Raw genomic sequence first — 17,594 nt, forward strand, 5'->3', positions numbered from 1 at the left:
GTCGTATGTAACCATTTCTTGCGGTTCTACCGCTTTTTTGCAGTTTTCACACCAAAGCATTACATCACCTCTTCCATAGATATCTGGTTAGGGTCATATCCTTCCAGTATCTTAGCTTTTCGCAATTCTTTCATTGCTTTTGCACGACATTCCCTCGCTGATGCTTTGCAGGCCTCAACATCGTTTAAAGAGTATCCGGCTCTGTGTGAGGTTGAGCCGATTCTATACCCTTCTTCAATGAGTTCCGCTACACACCTACGAACCGCTCTATCGCTTGTATCCAGCATGTCCACAAGTTCCTGCCGAGTTACAGGTCGGTTGGCTCTTTTCAAAATTGACAAAAGCCTGTACTTTGTGTTATCATAATTTTGTGTTTTTAGGTCGGCTGCTCCGCAGTCGGTCTTTATTTTTTGGATTATCATGCTTCTTCCTCCTCGTGATATCCTTTTCGACTTCCTGTGCGTTTTTCGAGTTCATCCTCATACCATTCTCTAGGGAACCCTCCCATAGGGCACATCCCGTTTTTATCCATCCAAATGGCATTTTTTAGTTCATTAATTGTCATTCTTTCTAACAAGCTCATAACTCGTTCTCCTCGCTCATCATTTTTTGGTCTAACATGATGCACCTCTTTGCGTTATCAGTTTGAATCTTATCTCAGTCAAAAGATCCTGTAAGTCATTTAAGATGTATATTGCATCATCAGATTTCTTCAACAACTTTGACAAAAGCAATAACCTCGCATATACAACTAGGTCTCCGATAATTGCATAGACTGGCTCCGCACTTCTCGAATCTGCTGCTCCTCTAAATCTTGCATGAATTTCCTCCAGCCCCTTTGGGAGACCGTCTCTGCTGTATGCGTGCGTCTCATTAATGGCGATATGCCATAGCTCTACCAGAAGCTCCAATTCTTCCACACACATATTGACTTCCAGTTGCCCTACATTAACTATTTTCATAATAACTTCTCCCTTATCAATTCCTGCACTGCTTCCGCCCATGCCTCCGCGTTGACCGGGCAATACTTCTTGCTAATTTTCTCTACGTCATCGAATCCTTTGCCAAAATAATTCCTGGCCAGATTTCCTACGAATGCGTCAACGCCATCTTCGAGGCTGTCATATGTAATGGGCTCCTCGTCGATGCTCATACCGCCGACATTATTACATTCCGCAAACGCCCGACTTGTGAAATTACCCGTCTCCAGTCTGGCGATAGCTAATGGAATATCCGGTTCAATTCCGTACCAATCACACGCTAGGATTATCATTTCCTGCACCGATGGCACATAACTTCCTTTTGTCTGTTCGGGCATGTCCATCTTTACAATCTGCTGCGGCCAGTAATCTCTCACCACCGGAATTGACTTTCAAACCGGGATTGCCGCCCAACCACAAAGGCAAATCCACACGCCTGCGATTCCTGCCGCCCATGCCAGGCTCCAGCCTGTCCACCAAATAGGACTAAACTTTCTGATTCTGTACTTTTTCATACTGCGCACCTCTCTTTCAAATTCGCTACAACTTCCGAAATCAAATAGTACTTTCCGTCTATCCGTTCCAGTCCTTCTAAAAATCTGTCAACATGTCTGGGGTTCGATATACCCATACTTTCTGCAAGCTTTTGTCGAGTGATAAACACACCGTCACAAAATCGCTCCAAATCTCGTTTCATTTGTTGTTTTTCCATATTGTCTCCTTTCTTCTTTGTCCCTCCCCGCCAATAGTGGTATAATCAAGGCGGAGGTGATATCATGCCCAATAAGGCATATCCTTTTCGAGCTGATATAAGCTGTCCTCTTGGATATTCAAATTGCAAAGTCGAACTGCAATATTATCAAGAGGATTTCCCTGATGGTCCTGTGACATGGAAGCCGTGGCAAGGTTGCGAAAATGCGAACGGCTCCAATTCCTGCAATCAGTGTTTAGCGAAAGTCCTTAAACTGACGCTCACTGAGCAGAAAAGTCCAAGTATCCTCAGAAATTTGCTTCTTTAGCTCCAACACGGCGGCAGTCAGTGCGTCAACATACTGCTGTCGCCAGAACTCCCAATACGCTTCATCGTCATGTACAATTCTGCGGTCGCAGATTCCGCAATTCTTAAGACCATCTCTTAGTGATGCAAGAAGCTCTACAACAGTTTCCTGTTCGTTCAGCTCATGTATGCTGCCTGTTTCCCATTTTTCGATGAGTTTCATGTAATCCTCCTTTCTGGGTTTGTTGGCTATTTGCCTACATTTTCATTAAAAAAAATCGCATCACGCGTTGCAGAGTTATTGATACCCAATAACTTACACATTTTTAGAACTTCATCTGCCCTAAAATCGACGGCATTATTCATCTTCTTCCTAAGACTCGTATATGAAATTCCAAGCGTTTCAGCAATTTTCTTCTTTTTTATTCCTGATTTTAAAATGTAATCATTCAGCATTGACGTATTTGTCACCTTGTCCACCTCCTTTGTTGGCATATTGTCTACAAATAATTTATCACGCGGTTCGAAATTTGTCAACACTTTTTTGAAATTTATGTTGAATTTTTTTGAACAAAAAGTTATAATAAATTGAAACCATGTACGGAGGTAATATTTAGTGACAATTGGAGAAAGAATTAGAGTTCGCCGAGAAGCGCTCAAGATGTCGCAAGAAGAGCTCGCTTTAAAACTCGGTTACAAATCACGTTCATCTATAAATAAAATCGAAAAAGATGGCAGAGAACTTCGTCAAAATAAAATTGTTGCAATCGCATCGGCACTTAACACAACTCCTGCCTACATTATGGGCTGGGAAGAGGAAGACGACTATGAGTTCCTTGAGAAAAAAACTCTCAAAGGCATCCAAATTCCTGTCCTCGGTCGAGTACAAGCCGGACTGCCGATTGATGCAGTAGAAGAAATTTTGGACTACGAAGAGATCACGCCTGAGATGGCTACCAATGGCGATTATTTTGGGCTACAGGTCAAAGGGGATTCTATGGAGCCAAAGTTCTCCGAAGGCGATGTTGTTATCGTAAGGCAGCAATCTGACGCAGAAACTGGTGATATCGTTATAGCCTTAGTCAATGGAGACGAAGCTACTATTAAGAAACTGGTTAAATATGAAGGCGGTGGAATCGCACTTGTCGCCTCCAATCCGCTATACGCTCCACTTAGATTCAGTGAAGATGAAATTACCAGTAAACCAGTTAGTATTATTGGAAAAGTTGTTGAGTTGAGAGCGAAATTTTAAAAGATTAATATGAAACATTTACTCACAAAAATTATATACAGTACTATTATTTTGTCCTGGATTGCATACTTAGGAGTTCTTTGGTTTGGCTCAACAGATTATAATTCGCATTTCGAAAGGGCAAGTTACAAAGAAATTTATAGCGCCCAACTCGATACTTCAGATATCGGTGATTGTCCTTATAAAGGAGAATATTTGTGTCAATTAGAAAAAGTTGATGGTCGCTATACTATTAATTGGATTGTCATAAATGATAAAAAATATGATGCGATTACTGAGGATGACTATAATCCTAAATATACCGACTGGATTGATATTGATTTAGGGATTTTTGATATTAAGCTAGTAGAAAATTTAAATGATCCGTCATTTCAATTCAGCAGAAAATCAATAGGATTAACGATTCTTACGATTGTAATCGCAGTCATAGTTCGCAAGGAAACAAGAAAAAGTTAAAAGAAACTATTGACTGAAATAGATTGCAAAAATTTATATGCAGCACGTCAAACTAATGGAATTGAAATTAAAACAAAAGAAAGGAGCAGCAAATGTTCTCTGATATTTTGATTTTTGTCCTTATCTACATTTTGCCAATAGCTTTTGTTTTCTTGCTACTATTCACATTTGGAGAACATGCTTTCTTTAAGGGGAAAATTCACAAAATCGAAAACGAATTAAAACAAAAAACACGACTATTAGAGAATCATCCCTCTGAATGGATTGAAGTGCAAAAACTTCATGAAAAGGAAATCAACCTTAAGCAATCCCGAATAGTAAAAACCCTTGCCACGATTTTATCCCTGTCCTTAATCGCCAATATTGCTCTTGGAGTCAATAGAATTAATTCTACCGATTCGCAAAAGCAGTATAATGACGGCTATACAGTTGGTTACAACGATGGTTATGATGACGGTCAGAGTAATAGAGCAAGTATACAGTCGGCTAATGACCAATGGACAGATAATGATTATGAGTCGTCCAGCGATTATGCAGAAAATACAGTATATGTAACTGATACAGGCTCGAAATATCACCAATATGGCTGCCAATATTTAAGAGAAAGTTGTCATGAAGTATCACTTTCAGACGCCCAGTCAGAAGGTTATACCGCTTGTTCTGTATGTTGGTAGAATAAAAAGATAAATAAAGGAGGAACCCCTAATGAAAAAACTATTAAAAAAATCTTGTTGCATTATCCTTACCCTATCACTGATAATGTCAGTACCCGTCTATTCTTTTGCTGACACAGAATTAACTTCGACTCGTGGAGTAGAAATGTCAGCAATGGCATCTAAATCAAAGCCGTCAAAACCTATTATTACCGTAAAGCCTGTAAATAATGATTACATCAAAGTTTCATGGAAAAAATGTAAAAATGCTTCTAAGTATTTGGTATATCGAAAGGTTTCCGGAGGCAAATATAAAAAAATAGCTACTACTAGCAAAATGTACTACAATGATTACGCTGTGCGATATAATGTAAAATACTATTACAAAGTAATCGCAAAAAACAAGTCAGGGGCTAAAGGGAATTTTAGCTCTGTAAAATACAATAAAATAAAACTAAACACAGATTGCTATTATGGTTTTTTTGGAATTCCTGATTTCGGGAAAGCATTCAATATAGGCCTAGAAGATTATTACATGGACGAATATTGCATAGGTTTTATTTACCGGGGAGGATCAATTATTAAGGCAGGGTATGAAGCTACTGAAATCATTGATTTATATAGTGATTTGCTCCAAGAGTATGGCTTTGATTACCACGGAATGACTCTAGTTGACGGTACGTTTCTTTACTTTTTTTCACGCAACTATTTAGATGACGACGTTACTATCCTATATGATTCACATGGGATAACTATAGAAATTGGAAATTGTTGAGACAGAAAACGCCCCCTGCGGCAACAGGAGACGTTCGTAGGCTGAAGCATCAGCCAGTCATAAATTATTATCGGGCTGCGTGATACAACTCGACTTAAGCAATCATATTGTATCACCACAGCCCCTAATAATCAAAATTTAATGGTATTTTTCGGATAAAAAAGAGGGATAATAATGGATAAACAAACTATAGAAAAATTAAAATTAACATTTGATGATATCGCACACGTCCAAGACGGTATTGAATTTTGGTACGCTAGAGATCTTCAATCAGTATTAGGTTATTCAAACTGGCAGAACTTTGAAAAGGTCATTGAGAAGGCTAAGATCGCTTGTATTACGTCTGAAAGCATTGAAAATGACCATTTTATCGACGTCAGTAAAATGGTAAGCGGCGGTGTCGCAGATATACCAATTAGAGACGTTATGCTTACGCGTTATGCCTGTTATCTTATCGCTCAAAACGGCGACCCCCGTAAAGATGAAATTGCTTTTGCCCAAAGTTATTTTGCCGTTCAAACGCGTAAAGCAGAAATCATCGAACAGCGTCTTGAAGAATTAAATCGTTTACAATTAAGGAACCAGCTTCGAACTTCTGAAAAAAGACTATCACAAAATATTTTTCAAAGAGGAGTGGATAGTAATGGGTTCGGAAGAATCAGGTCTAAAGGCGATTATGCACTCTTTGGAGGACATACCACTCAGGATATGAAGTCTAAATACGGTATAAAAACCGGACCTTTGGCGGACAGCCTTCCTGCTGTAACTATTGCTGCTAAAAATCTTGCAACAGAAATGACAAATTTGAATGTAGAAGAAAAAGATTTATATGGGGAGTCGCCAATCACAAACGAGCATATCCAAAACAATCAAAGTGTGCGAAAAATGCTAAACGAAAGAGGTATCAAGCCCGAGACGCTTCCCGCTAGTGAAGATATAAAGAAAATAGAACGCCGTTTAAAATCCGAAGAGAAGAGACTTGCAAAAGAAAAATAGCACTATAATCTCGTTGTAGTGCACGAGAATCATCATATATCATATCCGACTCTAAAATCAAATTTAGAGTCATTTTTGCACCCAAAATGGAGGTTTAACATGGCAAAAAAGTACAAATACACAACCTCTTTGACCTTCGATGGAAAGCGTTACTATGTCAGGGCTGACTCTATGGAAGAGCTCATTGAAAAGAAGATTCATAAACTACGCGACTTAGAGGACGGCAAAGTCGTTGTCGATAGCAGCATGACTGTGAAAGATTGGGCTGAAATCTGTCTCAGAACATATAAGACCGGGGTAAAAGAAAATACCTACGCAAAGTACGAGGCGCTTGTGAGATGCTGTATAACCGACCATATCGGCAGCATGAAACTTTCTAAAGTAAAACCTATTAACTGCCAAGACGTGCTCAACAAGCAGGCTGGCAAGTCCAAGTACCAAATTAAACAGACTCGGCAATTCTTAAATTTCATTTTTGCCAGGGCAAAAGAAAATCAGCTTATATCCATAAACCCTGCGGAATATCTTAATGAACCAAATGGAACTAAAACAACCGGAAGGTCTATCACTGACGAAGAGCGCAAAGCCTTTCTGCATGTCACCGAAGATGATAGATTTCTGGTATTTCTTTTGATGTATTACTGTGGCTGCAGACCCGGTGAAGCCATCAAGACGATAGGTGCGGATATTCTTAACCAAGACGGATATAACGTGCTGCACATTAGAGGCACGAAAACACTCAATGCAGACCGTTTAGTACCGATTCCGTCTCCGTTGTACAACCGAATAAAAAACACGCCTAAAAACGCTCCTATTGCGCCTAATCAGGCAGGAAATGCCCACACAACCAGTTCATACAAACGCTGCTTTCACCATCTTAAACGGGATATGAATATATACATGGGCTGCGAAGTGTACCGAAATGAACTGATTCCGCCTCTCCCACTGGCTGACGATTTTATCCCTTATTATTTGCGGCACACCTTCTGTACCGACCTGCAGAAAGTAGATATCGATATTCGAACAGCCCAGTATTTAATGGGGCATTCTGACATCACAATGACTGCGAATATCTATACGCATACAGATTGTCACATGCTAATCTCTGCAGCCAAGAAAATTCAATCGTTTTAGCGTTTCAGGGTGCAACACTGGGTGCAACACACAAAGGGAATAAAAGGGCATAAAACGACAAATTTACAAAAAATCACGTTTAAATAAGAGCAATCAAAAACCCCTGAAGTGCATTGAAATTCCAATCATTTCAAGGGTTTTTCATTGGTGCGCCAGACAGGAATCGAACCTGCGGCCTTCACATTCGGAGTGTGCTACTCTATCCCCTGAGCTACTGGCGCATAGTATAAATAGTATACCATATATTTCTATAAAAATCAAAACTAAATTTATTCAATGCAGATAACACTGTCTATTTTATGTTTATCAGCTATGAAAAATAATAACACGTTCATTCGTTTCTCGTGGACTTCTTTCCTAGTCCTTATTAATCTCTGTAAAGCCTTTTCCGCTGCCCCAAACAGTGTCCACATGAAGCACTGTTACAAACGCAGCCGGATCCACCGATGCCAAAAAACGTTTCAAAATCATGCTTTCCCGCGGTGAACATAAAACCACCAGTTCTTTTTTGGACTGACCGGTAAATTCTCCCACCGCAGTTCTGCTGGACACGCCCCGGTTCAAATCCCGCATCACAAAAGCAATCGTCTCATCCGGCTTTGTAGTAAGAATATTCACCTGTACAATTTTTGTTTCAAAGCCGTACATGATAAAGTCCACCATCTTGGAGGCAATGAACTGAGTTACCAGTGCATAAAGCGCAATATTGCGTCCAAAAATAAAAGCAGAAATTATAATAATTGCAGCGTCCAGTGCTAGAAGGATTTTACTTAAATCCACTTGCGGCATCAGTTTTTTCTTCAAAATTGTAGCGATGGATTCTGTACCGCAAAAAGCATAGCCTCGCCAAAAGACAATACCATTGCAGACGCCGGAAAATACGCCGCAAAAAATCGCCGCTAAAATCACATCTTTTTCTTCCAACAATTGAAAATCAAAAAGCTCCATGACAAACATCACAGCAGGATACAAAATAGTTACTGCAAGAACCTTCTTTGCCTCCTGAAGACCCAAGGTCACCAGCACTACAATCAGAATCAGAAATGCGCCCGCATAGTACGCCAGCGAAAAATTGATGTCTACATAATTTTGCAGAATCCGCACAAGACCTGTCAGACCTCCGCTGGTCAGTCCATTTGGAATCATCACAGCTGTTGTTGCAAAAGCGCCGACTGCACATGCAATCAGGAGAAATATAAAATTAATCAGTTTTTCTTTTACTGTTTCCTTCATATAAAAACCTCTCGAAAGTAGTATTGCCCAAAATATCTACGACTTTAACACTAATATGACTTCCCAGTGCGGTAATTTGTTCGCAGGTCGTCTCCAAACGCCCCTTTTCTCTGACAAAAACTGCCTGGGGTCTGTGCACGCCGTCATCTGGATTATAAGCAAAGTCCACGCTCCAACTATCAACCATTTGCAGCGAATCCTCTGCCAATATCTTTTCAAGATTTGCCCGCGCCTTGTCTTCTACGACACCACTTAGCTTCCGTTCCTTTAATGAAATCAAACTGATGCACTGCCGCACCTTATCATCGGGAAGAAACTCCCTCTTCAAATTTAGCTGTACAGCCATATTTGATCCTTTAGCGGAAGCATTTCCTGCAAGACGGTAAACCTGAAAAGACGCCTCTTGCTCTATAAGACGATGGATCGTACTTTCGCACGCTAAAGATCCCAGATCACAACCGATAAAACGTCTGCCCATCTTTTCTGCCACTGACGGAAGTGTCCCGCTGCCGCAGAAAAAATCCGCACACAAATCACCCTCACGAGTGCAGCTTTCAATCATTCGCTGAATCAGCTGTTCCGGTTTTTGGGTCGCATAACCAGTCCTCTCTTTGGACGTCCTTCCTACCATGTCAATGTTCCAGACGTCTTTCATGTTGACCATAGTATACCACCCTAGATCATCTTCATACTCTCTGACACCTTTAAAACGATATGGTTTGTAGCCTCTGTTATAAGACTTTTCCTGCAATGGATAAAATTGATATCTACGGCTCTTTGCATAAACTAAAATCGTATCGTGCTTCCTAGAAAAATGCTTTTTACTGGTGCCTCCCGACTTGTAGTTCCAAATAATCTCATTGACAAAATTCTTTTCTCCGAAGATCTCATCCATAAGAATCTTGGCATAATGCACTACATGCCAATCAAGATGCAGCCACAAAAGCCCTGTATCTGCCAGAAGATCCCGCATCAAATAAAGTCTTGCCGTCAACATTTTCAAATAAGCAGAAATCCCCTGCTCCCACTTGTCATCGTAAGCATGATACTTGATGTTTTCATCGCCCGCTTTTATCACAGCATCATAATTTGACTTGGAATAAAAAGGAGGATCGATATAGATCATCTGCACTTTACCTGCCATCTCCTTCTGCAGAAGAAGGGATTTCATCACAGTCATATTATCCCCACAGCAGATAAGGCTTTCCATATCACTATGGCTTCCGCAAACCTCCTCAGTCAAAACAAGCGGCTTATCTTCTGCCTTTTGATACGCCTTTTCGCCTTCTGCTATGATCTTTGTGAACTCTTTGATCAGACTCATATTTTCTGCCTCTGCCTCCCAAAAGCACACCGACCAGATCTTCCCGTCCGGCTTTTTTCAGTGCTTTCATTACTATGCCTCTATTCTCCGGTTTATGATAATGAATCAGCGCCCGCTGCATTTTCTTCTCTTCTAAATCCTTTGCAATGTAGACAGGCTCCATCGTAAAAGGATCCATCTCTGTATAATACATGCAGGTTGCCAAAGTCGCAGGCGTCGGATAAAAGTCCTGCACCTGATCCGGTACAAACCCGTATTCCTTTAAAAACAGCGCCAGTTCCACCGCATCATCAAGGGTACTTCCTGGATGAGAACTGATCAAATAAGGAATCAGATACTGCTTTAGACCCAGCTGCTGATTGATTCTCCGGTACTTGTCCGCAAAAGCGATAAAAACCTCTTTTGCCGGTTTTCTCATATGGTAAAGCACTCTTTCTGTGATATGCTCCGGCGCTACCTTCAGCGTGCCGCTGACATGATATTTGCACAACTCCCGCAAGAAAGCATCGTCCTTATCTGCCATCACATAGTCATAACGGATTCCGGAACGGATGAAGACTTTCTTAACGCCAGGAATTTGGCGAATTTCTCGCAGCACCGCTAGATACTCTTTATGATCTACTTCCATATTTTTGCAAGGTCTCGGATACAAGCAGTCCTTGTCCTTGCATACGCCATATTCCAGCTGCTTCTTGCACGCCGGATATCGGAAATTGGCCGTGGGTCCGCCCACATCGTGAATATATCCCTTAAAGTCTGGCTTTTGCGTCAGTGCCCTTGCTTCCGCTACAAGGGATTCCTTACTCCTGCTTCTTACCTGTCTGCCCTGATGATACGTAAGCGCACAGAAACTGCAGCCGCCAAAGCATCCTCTTGCCGAAACCAGACTGAACTTAATCTCGGAAAAAGCGGGAATCCCGCCTGCCGCTTCATAGATAGGATGAATTTCATTTTCGTAAGGCAGTTCGTATACATCGTCGAGTTCCTGTCTGCTAAGAGGCGGTTGCGGTTTGTTCTGTATCACATACAGAGAATCCGCATACTTCTCGACAAGTCGCTTTCCATTGATATCATCGTTGTTTCTGTAAGCCATGGAAAAGCTCCTGCAGTAAGCTTCCTTTGATCCCGTGATTTCCTCATAGGAAGGAAGTACCGCCGTATCTTCATCCTGCTCAAAGGATTTCGCCTTATAACAGGTGCCCTCGATCCATGTAATATCTTTGACATCAATCCCCGCTTCCAGCGCTTCTGCAATCGCAACTACGGCACGCTCGCCCATGCCGTAAATCAAAAGATCTGCCTTTGCATCCAGCAAGATAGACCTGCGAACTTTGTCGCTCCAATAATCGTAATGTCCCAGGCGGCGCAGACTGGCTTCGATGCCACCGATGATGACCGGCACATCTTTGTAGGCCTCTCTTGCCCTATTGCTGTAAACAATCACAGCCCGGTCAGGTCTGTTACCGCTAATACCGCCCGGCGAATACTCATCGACCTTCCGTTTTTGCTTAAAGACAGAATAATTGTTCACCATAGAATCTACAACACCGCCGTTGATTAAAAATCCCAGACGAGGTCTTCCGAAACGCCTAAAATCCTCAGCGCTTTTATAATCCGGCTGAGGCAAAATCGCCACCTTATACCCATGACTTTCTAAAAGACGACCGATGATTGCAGTTCCAAACGAATGATGATCCACATAAGCATCTCCGCTGACCAGAACAAAGTCTACCTGGCTCCAGCCTCTATCCTCTATCTCTTTTTTCGTAACTGGTAAAAACATACTCCGTCCTCACTGTTTCAATAATATCTCCTGTAATTCTGGCAGTCAACCCCCAGATTACTCTGCCGTCAATATCATAGATTGGAATATCCCAGCGCCCTACACGCCATGAGTAATCTCTGCCTATGCCTATCTGCTCATAAGGAAAATCCTCGTCGATGGCAGTATAAACCTTCTCGGAAAAAACCTTAGGCTGAATGCGTTCAAGGTCCGATACGCGAACCAAAAAAATTTCTTCCACCTCATCCTTCTGCAGTTTTGCACATAGATAATCTGCATACTGCACAACGCCTAAATAAGTATACAGCGTGTAGTTGGCATAACCGTAAAGTATGTTTCCCGGTCCAATAAGCGTGACCTTGTCCTTGGGAATGCCGATTTCCTCAAAGGTTTCCCGAAGCGCACAGTCCTTTGAATCTTCTCCATCTTCCACGTGCCCGCCGGGGAAACAAATCTCACCAGGCTGTGATGCCATGTTCTTTGCTCGCACCTCGTAAAGGATGTAAAGCTGTCCATCTTTTTCTACAAAAGGAACCAGCACTGAGAAATATCGATGATCGCCAATAGCAGCAGGCTTTCTTCGTTCAAAAGTTTTCTTGACGTCAGTCAATGTCAACTGCATTTCATACCCCCATGAAAAAAATAAGGGCGGATAACCGCCCTTTCTTTGAGAAATTAGTTAAGAATCTCGTATTCTGAGAAGTCTACGCCGATCATCTCTTCCTTTTCGGCACTGAGGCTCACTACAAAGTTCATGCCGTAATTCTTGGAAATGTTCTTCAGTCTGGTTAAGAACTCAGGAATATCTCCCAGGGAGAAGTCTGCATGCTTCAGAATGCTATCGATGAAAATAGTCTCGATATCGTGGTCAGAGCTGATGATTCCATAGATGAAACCTATGTACTCGTCACAGTTAGTAATATGCTCATATTCTTCCATGCATACAACTCTGATTCTATATTTCAAATCGTACATTAATCTTGAATTCTTATTGATAAAGATAATGCTTCCGTTGCTGTTCTCAATCTGTTCGTTAGCAAGATCAATCATCTGCTTCGTCTTGCCTGTTCCTTTATGTCCAATTAATAATTTAACCATTATTATTGTCCTCCCGTTCTTTTGTTATTAGTGTTATTATACACTACCAGCGCAGTACATTCAATGTTTTTTTTAACGAAAAACACGTCAAAATACAGGAAAAAACAGAGCCTGCACCAGAGGAAGTTCTCATGGACAGACTCCATTTGTAATTGATTATACCAGTCCGATGTAAGGCGCAGCAGAAATAATAATCGCTGCTGCAATCAGAAGCGGCCCGGAAATTTTCAGCTGCTGTTTCAGGAATACGTTGTATGGAACACCAGCCATTTCGATAATACCCATATTAGTTGCTTCAGGATACCAACTGCATACAAAGTTTACACCGCAGGTAAATGCAGACATCAGGATAACCTGACCACCGGTAGAACCCGCCGTTGTGCCTGCAAACAGCGCAAATGCCAACGCACCAAAGATTGGCATAGTGATGCCGGAAACACCGCTTGTAGACTGCAGGAACAGTGCAGTGCAATGCAAACATATACCAGCACTGCCGCGATAGCAAATGCCCAAAGAGGCACGCCGGACAGGACGCTCTGAATCCAGTGAATAAAAGTAATACTCATGCCGGATTCTTTGGAACCCATGAAAATGGAAATACCTCTTGCTGCAGAAAGTACCAGAACAACGCCCATAAGATCCTTGCAGCCCTCAATAAAAGTGCTTACCCAGTCGTGAAGATTCATTCTATTAATCAATCCAATAGCTACAGCACCAAGAAGCCATGCTACAGAAAATTCATCAAAGTACCACCAGCCGAATGGTGTAAAGTTATCTGTGCCTACCAAATTACCCAGGAAAGTTCCACTCAACTTAGTCTGTAAAATATTCACATATTCAAACATAGTTTGATTTCCCACAGGAATGGAGTCCCAAGGAACATATCCGAGCACACAAGCTAAAATTACAATGCCAAATGCAACTAAAGATGCTTTCTGACGTCCTGTCATAACCGTTTCTTCTGAAGCCTGCGCATCGCTGCTTTCAGAAGTAATTTGGGTATTCACACCTTCAATTCCTGAAAGAGCTGATTTGTTCGGGTCTTTCTTTACCATACTTGCATAGCGGGTAACAGAGAAGATACCGATTGCCAGCAGTACAACCAGAAGCACCAGACGAAGCAGGATACCAGAGCCTAAAGATAGCTCATCATTGCCGATTGCCGCAACTGCAGCACCGACCGCATATGGATTTACAACGTCAGCCATATTACCGCAGACAGCACCAATCAGAATAACCTGAATACCAGTCAAAGCATCATAGCCAGCTCTAATAAACAATGGAATAATTACAATTGCAAATGCCGGAAGTTCTTCCCAGGAACCATATATAGTTCCCATCAGTGCAAATACAATCATCAGAATTGCAATCAGGGTATTTCCCTTAAACTTTCTAATCAGTACGCCGATACCTGCATCCATAGCGCCGCTCTTATTGAGCACAGCCAGTAAACCGCCGGACACCAGAATTGCCATTGCCACATCAGCAGCATTGGCAAAGCCTTTAATTGGAGCCAGGAAGAAGTCCCAGAAACCAACAGGGTCAGTTCCTGCATTTTCTATGATATTACCTTCATCGTCAAAGGCTGCATTATAGATAATCTCGCTGTTTCCCGCCTCATCACTCACTACAACAGAGGTAGGCACAAACCAGGTTAAAATGCCTACAATAAACAAAAACATCATGACGATGATAAGTGCAGGCGGCATTTTGAATTTTTTCATGATAATACCTCGCTTCTTAAATTTTTCATATTATTTATTTTGCAAGCTGGTAAATTGCCTCTACCATAATCTGCAGCCAGATTTCCAAATGCTTCAATTCGAGACATTCGTTCGCCTGGTGCATGGTATTAATCTGGTCAGGCAATAAGCAGCCAAACGCAACACAATTGTCGATGGTTCTAGAATACGTCGCACCACCGGAATACATCGGCTGACTTTCTCTGTCGCCGGTTACTGTTCGGTAAGCTTCCATCAGGGTAGAAACCAGTTTAGAGTCTTTCGGCACATATAGAGAATTTTCTTTCGATGCGACTGCAAAAGTATAACCGGTTCCCTGCAGCTTTTCCTGTACTTTTTCTTCGATTTTCTGTACCGGCGTTCTGACAGGGATTCTACTGTCACACCAGAACGTCAGCATACCATCTTTTACGAACACCTTTCCGATGTTCAAAGTCAGTCTGCCGCCGTCTTCGTCTTCTTCTGCAATCCCCATCTTTTCACCGAACAGACAGGTACCGAAGTGCTGCTGATAGAATGTGACGACCTCTTTCAGTTCACCGCTAATCGGCATTCTGGAAAGCAGTTCCATCAGGTAGCTGACTGCATTGACCCCTTCCTCCAGATGGGCAGCATGTGCGCCAACGCCTTTTGCAGTCAGTTTTAATTCGCCGTTTTCCATTTCATACGCAAACATTGCCGGATTCTCACTTTCTGCAATGGCTGCTTTCAGTGCGTCTTCCAGTGCTGCAGGCAGCACGATTTCCGCAGAAGAAGGCACAGAATTAAATGCGCCGCCGCCTTGGATGCGAAGATGCTCTGTTACCGGTCTGGTCAGCGTATACTGCAGCATGCCCATTTCCGCATAGGTCAGCGGAAATTCCGCGTCAGGGGAAAATGCTACAGTCGGCAGTTCCGGTTTTACCTGATGCAGATAATAATCCATGCATGCCCAGTTGGTTTCTTCGTTGGTGCCCAAAATCACGCGAATTCTCCGTTTCAGCGGAATCCCCGCGTCTTTGAGAAGCTGCATCGCATACAGGCAGGTCACCAGCGGACCTTTGTCATCCAGCGTCCCCCTGCCAAAAATTTTACCGTCTGCAATTTCACCACCCCACGGGTCAAAATCCCAGCCGTCACCGGCAGGCACTACGTCTACATGTCCCAGAATTCCAACCATTTCTTCGCCTTCACCCATTTCGATATGACCGACATAGTTATCAAAGTTCTCCGTGCGGAATCCCATCTTTTCGCCTAATTCCAATGCTGCCTGCAATGCCCTGGCAGGACCCTCGCCAAAAGGCATACCCGGTTTTGCTTCTCCCTCTACGCTGTTAATCTGACATAAAGCAGAAATATCCTTTGCTAAAGGCTCCATAACAGATTGCATTTCTTTCGTTAAATCCATAGTCTAATCTCCTCTTTGATTGATGATGATATGATGTTAGTAATAATATACCACAAGGGTTCATACACTAAAGTCGAATTTTGGAAGTTCGTTTGGAATTTTTTGGGCAAATCGTAAAATATCAGAGTATTTCCAATCACGCCCGATTTTTTTCGTTTAAAAAATCTCTGTCACACAGAAGTTTTCGCCTTCTGCGCTGTCTTCCCGCATCATGTAGACGATCTCTGCGTCTGTCGAATCCCTGTTTCTATTGCTGCTTTCCAAGGCGCAGCTGACCACACGCCGCGTCAATATCAGCCCCCAGTTCTCTGCGCACCGTCGCCGCAATTCCCCTGTGTTCCAAAATTTCCTGAAACTCCGCAGCGCGTTTTCTGCTGACGGTATCAAATCCGGCGCCTTCCACCCGGTTCAGTGGAATCAGATTTACATGGCAAAGCATGCCGTGAAGCAGTCTGCAAAGTCTTTCCGCATCTTCATCTCTGTCATTGACCCCATTGACCAGCGTATACTCAAAGGTAATGCGTCTGCCGGTCTTTTCTGTATAAGCCTTGCTGGCAGCCAGCAGCATCTCCAACGGATAACGGTGATTAATCGGCATCATAGAACCTCGAATCGCATCGGTAGTGCCGTGCAGAGAAATCGCCAAATTTACCTGGGGAAAATCTGCTGCAAACTGTTCCATGACTGGCACCAATCCACAGGTGGACACCGTGATATTGCGCATGCCGATGTTCAGTCCATTCTGGTCATTGACAATGCGCAGGAATGCCGCTACGTTTTCGTAATTATCGAAAGGCTCCCCTGTACCCATCACTACAATATGACCAATTTTTTCTCCGGTATCCCGTTCCGCTTCTAAAAGCTGCGATACCATTTCTCCCGGCGTTAAATTTCTGGAAAGACCGTTTCTCGTGGATGCGCAGAACTTGCATCCCATCCTGCAGCCAGCCTGGGAGGATACACAGATAGAGTTTCCATATTTATACTGCATAAATACGCTTTCAATGGTATTGCCATCAGGCAGCTGAAACAAATATTTCCGAGTGCCATCCTTCTTTGACTTCTGTATCTCTAGTGGCTGCACCGTGCCGATGCTGCAATGCTGTGCCAAAAGTTCTCGCAGGATTTTGGGTATATTTTTCATGGCGTCAAAATCAGAAATGCCTTTGTAAATCCACTGGAAAATCTGTTTTGCCCGAAATTTCGGCTGTCCCAGACGCAGCATCAGTGCTTCCATCTCATGCAATTCTAAACTCCGCAGATCTACCATCCCGTACCTCCTGTCTGTGTCTTGCCTTTTTTGTAATACTCATATCTTATCCCGTTGCTCCTTTTCTGTCAATAGAAAAATACGGATTGTGCGGCGGTTTGTCAGTCCGTTTTGACACGCCTTTTGCCTCCGAAAGAGAAAAGACAGACTACAGGCAAACTGCATTCTGTCCTTTCCCAGTGCAATATGTAATTAATGATGACTTCTAATCCACTCCCTTTTATTATAGTATAAATGATTATCCTATAAAAAACAAGTGATTTTTATAACTTAAATGTTTTATTTAAAATCCAATTTCACTTTTTTCCTGCTTTACACCCGTAAATGCTGCACCCAAGAAACAGCTGATGTCCGTCCAAAGACAAAGCCTACTCCACCAGCCTTGCTCCCTAATTTTGCTGCATCAGTCAGACAGGAATACCCTGTCCCACTGACAAAGGATGCGACTCCAATTATATTATAATTAGGTTTCTCGTAAACCCCAATTCAAATGAGATGAAAGAACGCAGCGGTA

General features: G+C 42.5%; 23 protein-coding genes and 1 tRNA gene. 6 read left to right on the plus strand and 18 right to left on the minus strand.

The annotated features are described in order from the left end of the window. Positions 1 to 59: 59 nt before the first annotated feature. The 8 genes from NFR88_RS14165 to NFR88_RS14195 form a co-directional block, all read right to left on the minus strand. A complete protein-coding gene (locus NFR88_RS14165) occupies positions 60 to 422 on the minus strand; it encodes a helix-turn-helix domain-containing protein (protein ID WP_251616971.1) in 363 nt (120 codons plus the stop codon). Further along, positions 419 to 583 carry a hypothetical protein gene (locus NFR88_RS14170; RefSeq protein ID WP_251616973.1) on the minus strand — a complete coding sequence of 55 codons (165 nt, stop codon included), beginning with the start codon at positions 581 to 583 and terminating at the stop codon, positions 419 to 421. Before NFR88_RS14170 ends, NFR88_RS14165 begins: the two co-directional genes overlap by 4 nt. Before the next feature lie 31 nt (positions 584 to 614). Next, positions 615 to 962 (minus strand): hypothetical protein, encoded by a 348-nt coding sequence (locus tag NFR88_RS14175; RefSeq protein ID WP_251616974.1) that lies wholly within the window; start codon positions 960 to 962, stop codon positions 615 to 617. Further along, positions 959 to 1,357, minus strand: coding sequence for a glucosaminidase domain-containing protein (locus tag NFR88_RS14180; protein ID WP_251616975.1), 399 nt, complete (start codon positions 1,355 to 1,357; stop codon positions 959 to 961). The genes NFR88_RS14175 and NFR88_RS14180 overlap by 4 nt, the downstream gene beginning before the upstream one ends. 15 nt (positions 1,358 to 1,372) lie before the next feature. After that, complete coding sequence (locus NFR88_RS15125) at positions 1,373 to 1,495, minus strand: hypothetical protein (protein WP_285813904.1); 123 nt, start codon at positions 1,493 to 1,495, stop codon at positions 1,373 to 1,375. Further along, positions 1,492 to 1,692, minus strand: a complete 201-nt coding sequence (locus NFR88_RS14185; protein ID WP_251616976.1) for a hypothetical protein — start codon at positions 1,690 to 1,692, stop codon at positions 1,492 to 1,494. Before NFR88_RS14185 ends, NFR88_RS15125 begins: the two co-directional genes overlap by 4 nt. 235 nt (positions 1,693 to 1,927) lie before the next feature. Continuing rightward, positions 1,928 to 2,200 (minus strand): hypothetical protein, encoded by a 273-nt coding sequence (locus NFR88_RS14190; RefSeq protein ID WP_251616978.1) that lies wholly within the window; start codon positions 2,198 to 2,200, stop codon positions 1,928 to 1,930. Between the two features lie 26 nt (positions 2,201 to 2,226). Beyond that, positions 2,227 to 2,448 (minus strand): helix-turn-helix domain-containing protein, encoded by a 222-nt coding sequence (locus NFR88_RS14195; RefSeq protein ID WP_251616980.1) that lies wholly within the window; start codon positions 2,446 to 2,448, stop codon positions 2,227 to 2,229. Positions 2,449 to 2,593: 145 nt separating this feature from the next. On the opposite strand from NFR88_RS14195, the gene NFR88_RS14200 reads away from it, so the two are divergent. The 6 genes from NFR88_RS14200 (at position 2,594) to NFR88_RS14225 (ending at position 7,243) form a co-directional block, all read left to right on the plus strand. After that, on the plus strand, positions 2,594 to 3,229 hold the full coding sequence (locus NFR88_RS14200) for a LexA family protein (RefSeq protein WP_251616982.1): 636 nt from the start codon (positions 2,594 to 2,596) through the stop codon (positions 3,227 to 3,229). 9 nt (positions 3,230 to 3,238) lie between these two features. Beyond that, the gene (locus NFR88_RS14205) at positions 3,239 to 3,685 is read left to right on the plus strand and encodes a hypothetical protein (protein ID WP_251616986.1); all 447 of its coding nucleotides are present in this window, start codon (positions 3,239 to 3,241) and stop codon (positions 3,683 to 3,685) included. Positions 3,686 to 3,777: 92 nt separating this feature from the next. Beyond that, on the plus strand, positions 3,778 to 4,359 hold the full coding sequence (locus NFR88_RS14210) for a hypothetical protein (protein ID WP_251616988.1): 582 nt from the start codon (positions 3,778 to 3,780) through the stop codon (positions 4,357 to 4,359). A gap of 31 nt (positions 4,360 to 4,390) precedes the next feature. Continuing rightward, complete coding sequence (locus NFR88_RS14215) at positions 4,391 to 5,113, plus strand: hypothetical protein (RefSeq protein ID WP_251616992.1); 723 nt, start codon at positions 4,391 to 4,393, stop codon at positions 5,111 to 5,113. Between the two features lie 174 nt (positions 5,114 to 5,287). Further along, on the plus strand, positions 5,288 to 6,109 hold the full coding sequence (gene dinD / locus NFR88_RS14220) for a DNA damage-inducible protein D (protein WP_251616994.1): 822 nt from the start codon (positions 5,288 to 5,290) through the stop codon (positions 6,107 to 6,109). 99 nt (positions 6,110 to 6,208) lie between these two features. Then, positions 6,209 to 7,243, plus strand: a complete 1,035-nt coding sequence (locus tag NFR88_RS14225) for a tyrosine-type recombinase/integrase (protein ID WP_251616998.1) — start codon at positions 6,209 to 6,211, stop codon at positions 7,241 to 7,243. Positions 7,244 to 7,388: 145 nt separating this feature from the next. On the opposite strand, the gene NFR88_RS14230 is transcribed toward NFR88_RS14225, so the two are convergent. From NFR88_RS14230 to rlmN, 10 genes are all read right to left on the minus strand, one after another. Then, positions 7,389 to 7,464, minus strand: a tRNA-Arg gene (locus NFR88_RS14230). Positions 7,465 to 7,600: 136 nt separating this feature from the next. Further along, a complete protein-coding gene (locus NFR88_RS14235) occupies positions 7,601 to 8,476 on the minus strand; it encodes a YitT family protein (RefSeq protein WP_251617002.1) in 876 nt (291 codons plus the stop codon). Beyond that, on the minus strand, positions 8,445 to 9,800 hold the full coding sequence (locus NFR88_RS14240; RefSeq protein ID WP_160203218.1) for a site-specific DNA-methyltransferase: 1,356 nt from the start codon (positions 9,798 to 9,800) through the stop codon (positions 8,445 to 8,447). Before NFR88_RS14240 ends, NFR88_RS14235 begins: the two co-directional genes overlap by 32 nt. After that, positions 9,730 to 11,583, minus strand: coding sequence for a YgiQ family radical SAM protein (locus NFR88_RS14245; RefSeq protein ID WP_251617006.1), 1,854 nt, complete (start codon positions 11,581 to 11,583; stop codon positions 9,730 to 9,732). Before NFR88_RS14245 ends, NFR88_RS14240 begins: the two co-directional genes overlap by 71 nt. After that, positions 11,546 to 12,205 carry an NUDIX hydrolase gene (locus NFR88_RS14250; RefSeq protein WP_251617013.1) on the minus strand — a complete coding sequence of 220 codons (660 nt, stop codon included), beginning with the start codon at positions 12,203 to 12,205 and terminating at the stop codon, positions 11,546 to 11,548. The genes NFR88_RS14245 and NFR88_RS14250 overlap by 38 nt, the downstream gene beginning before the upstream one ends. Positions 12,206 to 12,258: 53 nt before the next feature. Continuing rightward, on the minus strand, positions 12,259 to 12,681 hold the full coding sequence (locus NFR88_RS14255) for a hypothetical protein (RefSeq protein ID WP_160203221.1): 423 nt from the start codon (positions 12,679 to 12,681) through the stop codon (positions 12,259 to 12,261). A 156-nt stretch (positions 12,682 to 12,837) separates the two neighbouring features. Next, positions 12,838 to 13,026, minus strand: a complete 189-nt coding sequence (locus NFR88_RS14260) for a hypothetical protein (RefSeq protein WP_251617017.1) — start codon at positions 13,024 to 13,026, stop codon at positions 12,838 to 12,840. Next, complete coding sequence (locus tag NFR88_RS14265; protein WP_251617020.1) at positions 13,026 to 14,405, minus strand: hypothetical protein; 1,380 nt, start codon at positions 14,403 to 14,405, stop codon at positions 13,026 to 13,028. The genes NFR88_RS14260 and NFR88_RS14265 overlap by 1 nt, the downstream gene beginning before the upstream one ends. A gap of 34 nt (positions 14,406 to 14,439) precedes the next feature. Continuing rightward, positions 14,440 to 15,810 (minus strand): dipeptidase PepV, encoded by a 1,371-nt coding sequence (gene pepV, locus NFR88_RS14270; protein WP_251617022.1) that lies wholly within the window; start codon positions 15,808 to 15,810, stop codon positions 14,440 to 14,442. A 247-nt stretch (positions 15,811 to 16,057) separates the two neighbouring features. Continuing rightward, positions 16,058 to 17,080: a dual-specificity RNA methyltransferase RlmN gene (rlmN, locus tag NFR88_RS14275; RefSeq protein ID WP_160203224.1), complete on the minus strand. Its 1,023-nt coding sequence runs from the start codon at positions 17,078 to 17,080 to the stop codon at positions 16,058 to 16,060. Positions 17,081 to 17,594: the final 514 nt, after the last annotated feature.

The sequence above is a fragment of the Senimuribacter intestinalis genome (assembly GCF_943192965.1).
In the GTDB taxonomy this organism is placed as follows: domain Bacteria; phylum Bacillota; class Clostridia; order Peptostreptococcales; family Anaerovoracaceae; genus Senimuribacter; species Senimuribacter intestinalis.

Coding starts and splice junctions, on each gene's coding strand:
- NFR88_RS14255 (WP_160203221.1), bottom strand. CDS start 12,681: ATGGTTAAATTATTAATTGGACATAAAGGAACAGGCAAGACGAAGCAG.
- NFR88_RS14210 (WP_251616988.1), top strand. CDS start 3,778: ATGTTCTCTGATATTTTGATTTTTGTCCTTATCTACATTTTGCCAATA.
- NFR88_RS14190 (WP_251616978.1), bottom strand. CDS start 2,200: ATGAAACTCATCGAAAAATGGGAAACAGGCAGCATACATGAGCTGAAC.
- NFR88_RS14225 (WP_251616998.1), top strand. CDS start 6,209: ATGGCAAAAAAGTACAAATACACAACCTCTTTGACCTTCGATGGAAAG.
- NFR88_RS14250 (WP_251617013.1), bottom strand. CDS start 12,205: ATGCAGTTGACATTGACTGACGTCAAGAAAACTTTTGAACGAAGAAAG.
- NFR88_RS14175 (WP_251616974.1), bottom strand. CDS start 962: ATGAAAATAGTTAATGTAGGGCAACTGGAAGTCAATATGTGTGTGGAA.
- dinD (WP_251616994.1), top strand. CDS start 5,288: ATGGATAAACAAACTATAGAAAAATTAAAATTAACATTTGATGATATC.
- NFR88_RS14265 (WP_251617020.1), bottom strand. CDS start 14,405: ATGAAAAAATTCAAAATGCCGCCTGCACTTATCATCGTCATGATGTTT.
- NFR88_RS14235 (WP_251617002.1), bottom strand. CDS start 8,476: ATGAAGGAAACAGTAAAAGAAAAACTGATTAATTTTATATTTCTCCTG.
- NFR88_RS15125 (WP_285813904.1), bottom strand. CDS start 1,495: ATGAAAAAGTACAGAATCAGAAAGTTTAGTCCTATTTGGTGGACAGGC.
- NFR88_RS14165 (WP_251616971.1), bottom strand. CDS start 422: ATGATAATCCAAAAAATAAAGACCGACTGCGGAGCAGCCGACCTAAAA.
- NFR88_RS14240 (WP_160203218.1), bottom strand. CDS start 9,800: ATGAGTCTGATCAAAGAGTTCACAAAGATCATAGCAGAAGGCGAAAAG.
- NFR88_RS14245 (WP_251617006.1), bottom strand. CDS start 11,583: ATGTTTTTACCAGTTACGAAAAAAGAGATAGAGGATAGAGGCTGGAGC.
- NFR88_RS14205 (WP_251616986.1), top strand. CDS start 3,239: ATGAAACATTTACTCACAAAAATTATATACAGTACTATTATTTTGTCC.
- rlmN (WP_160203224.1), bottom strand. CDS start 17,080: ATGGTAGATCTGCGGAGTTTAGAATTGCATGAGATGGAAGCACTGATG.
- pepV (WP_251617022.1), bottom strand. CDS start 15,810: ATGGATTTAACGAAAGAAATGCAATCTGTTATGGAGCCTTTAGCAAAG.
- NFR88_RS14170 (WP_251616973.1), bottom strand. CDS start 583: ATGAGCTTGTTAGAAAGAATGACAATTAATGAACTAAAAAATGCCATT.
- NFR88_RS14260 (WP_251617017.1), bottom strand. CDS start 13,026: ATGTCTGCATTTACCTGCGGTGTAAACTTTGTATGCAGTTGGTATCCT.
- NFR88_RS14185 (WP_251616976.1), bottom strand. CDS start 1,692: ATGGAAAAACAACAAATGAAACGAGATTTGGAGCGATTTTGTGACGGT.
- NFR88_RS14215 (WP_251616992.1), top strand. CDS start 4,391: ATGAAAAAACTATTAAAAAAATCTTGTTGCATTATCCTTACCCTATCA.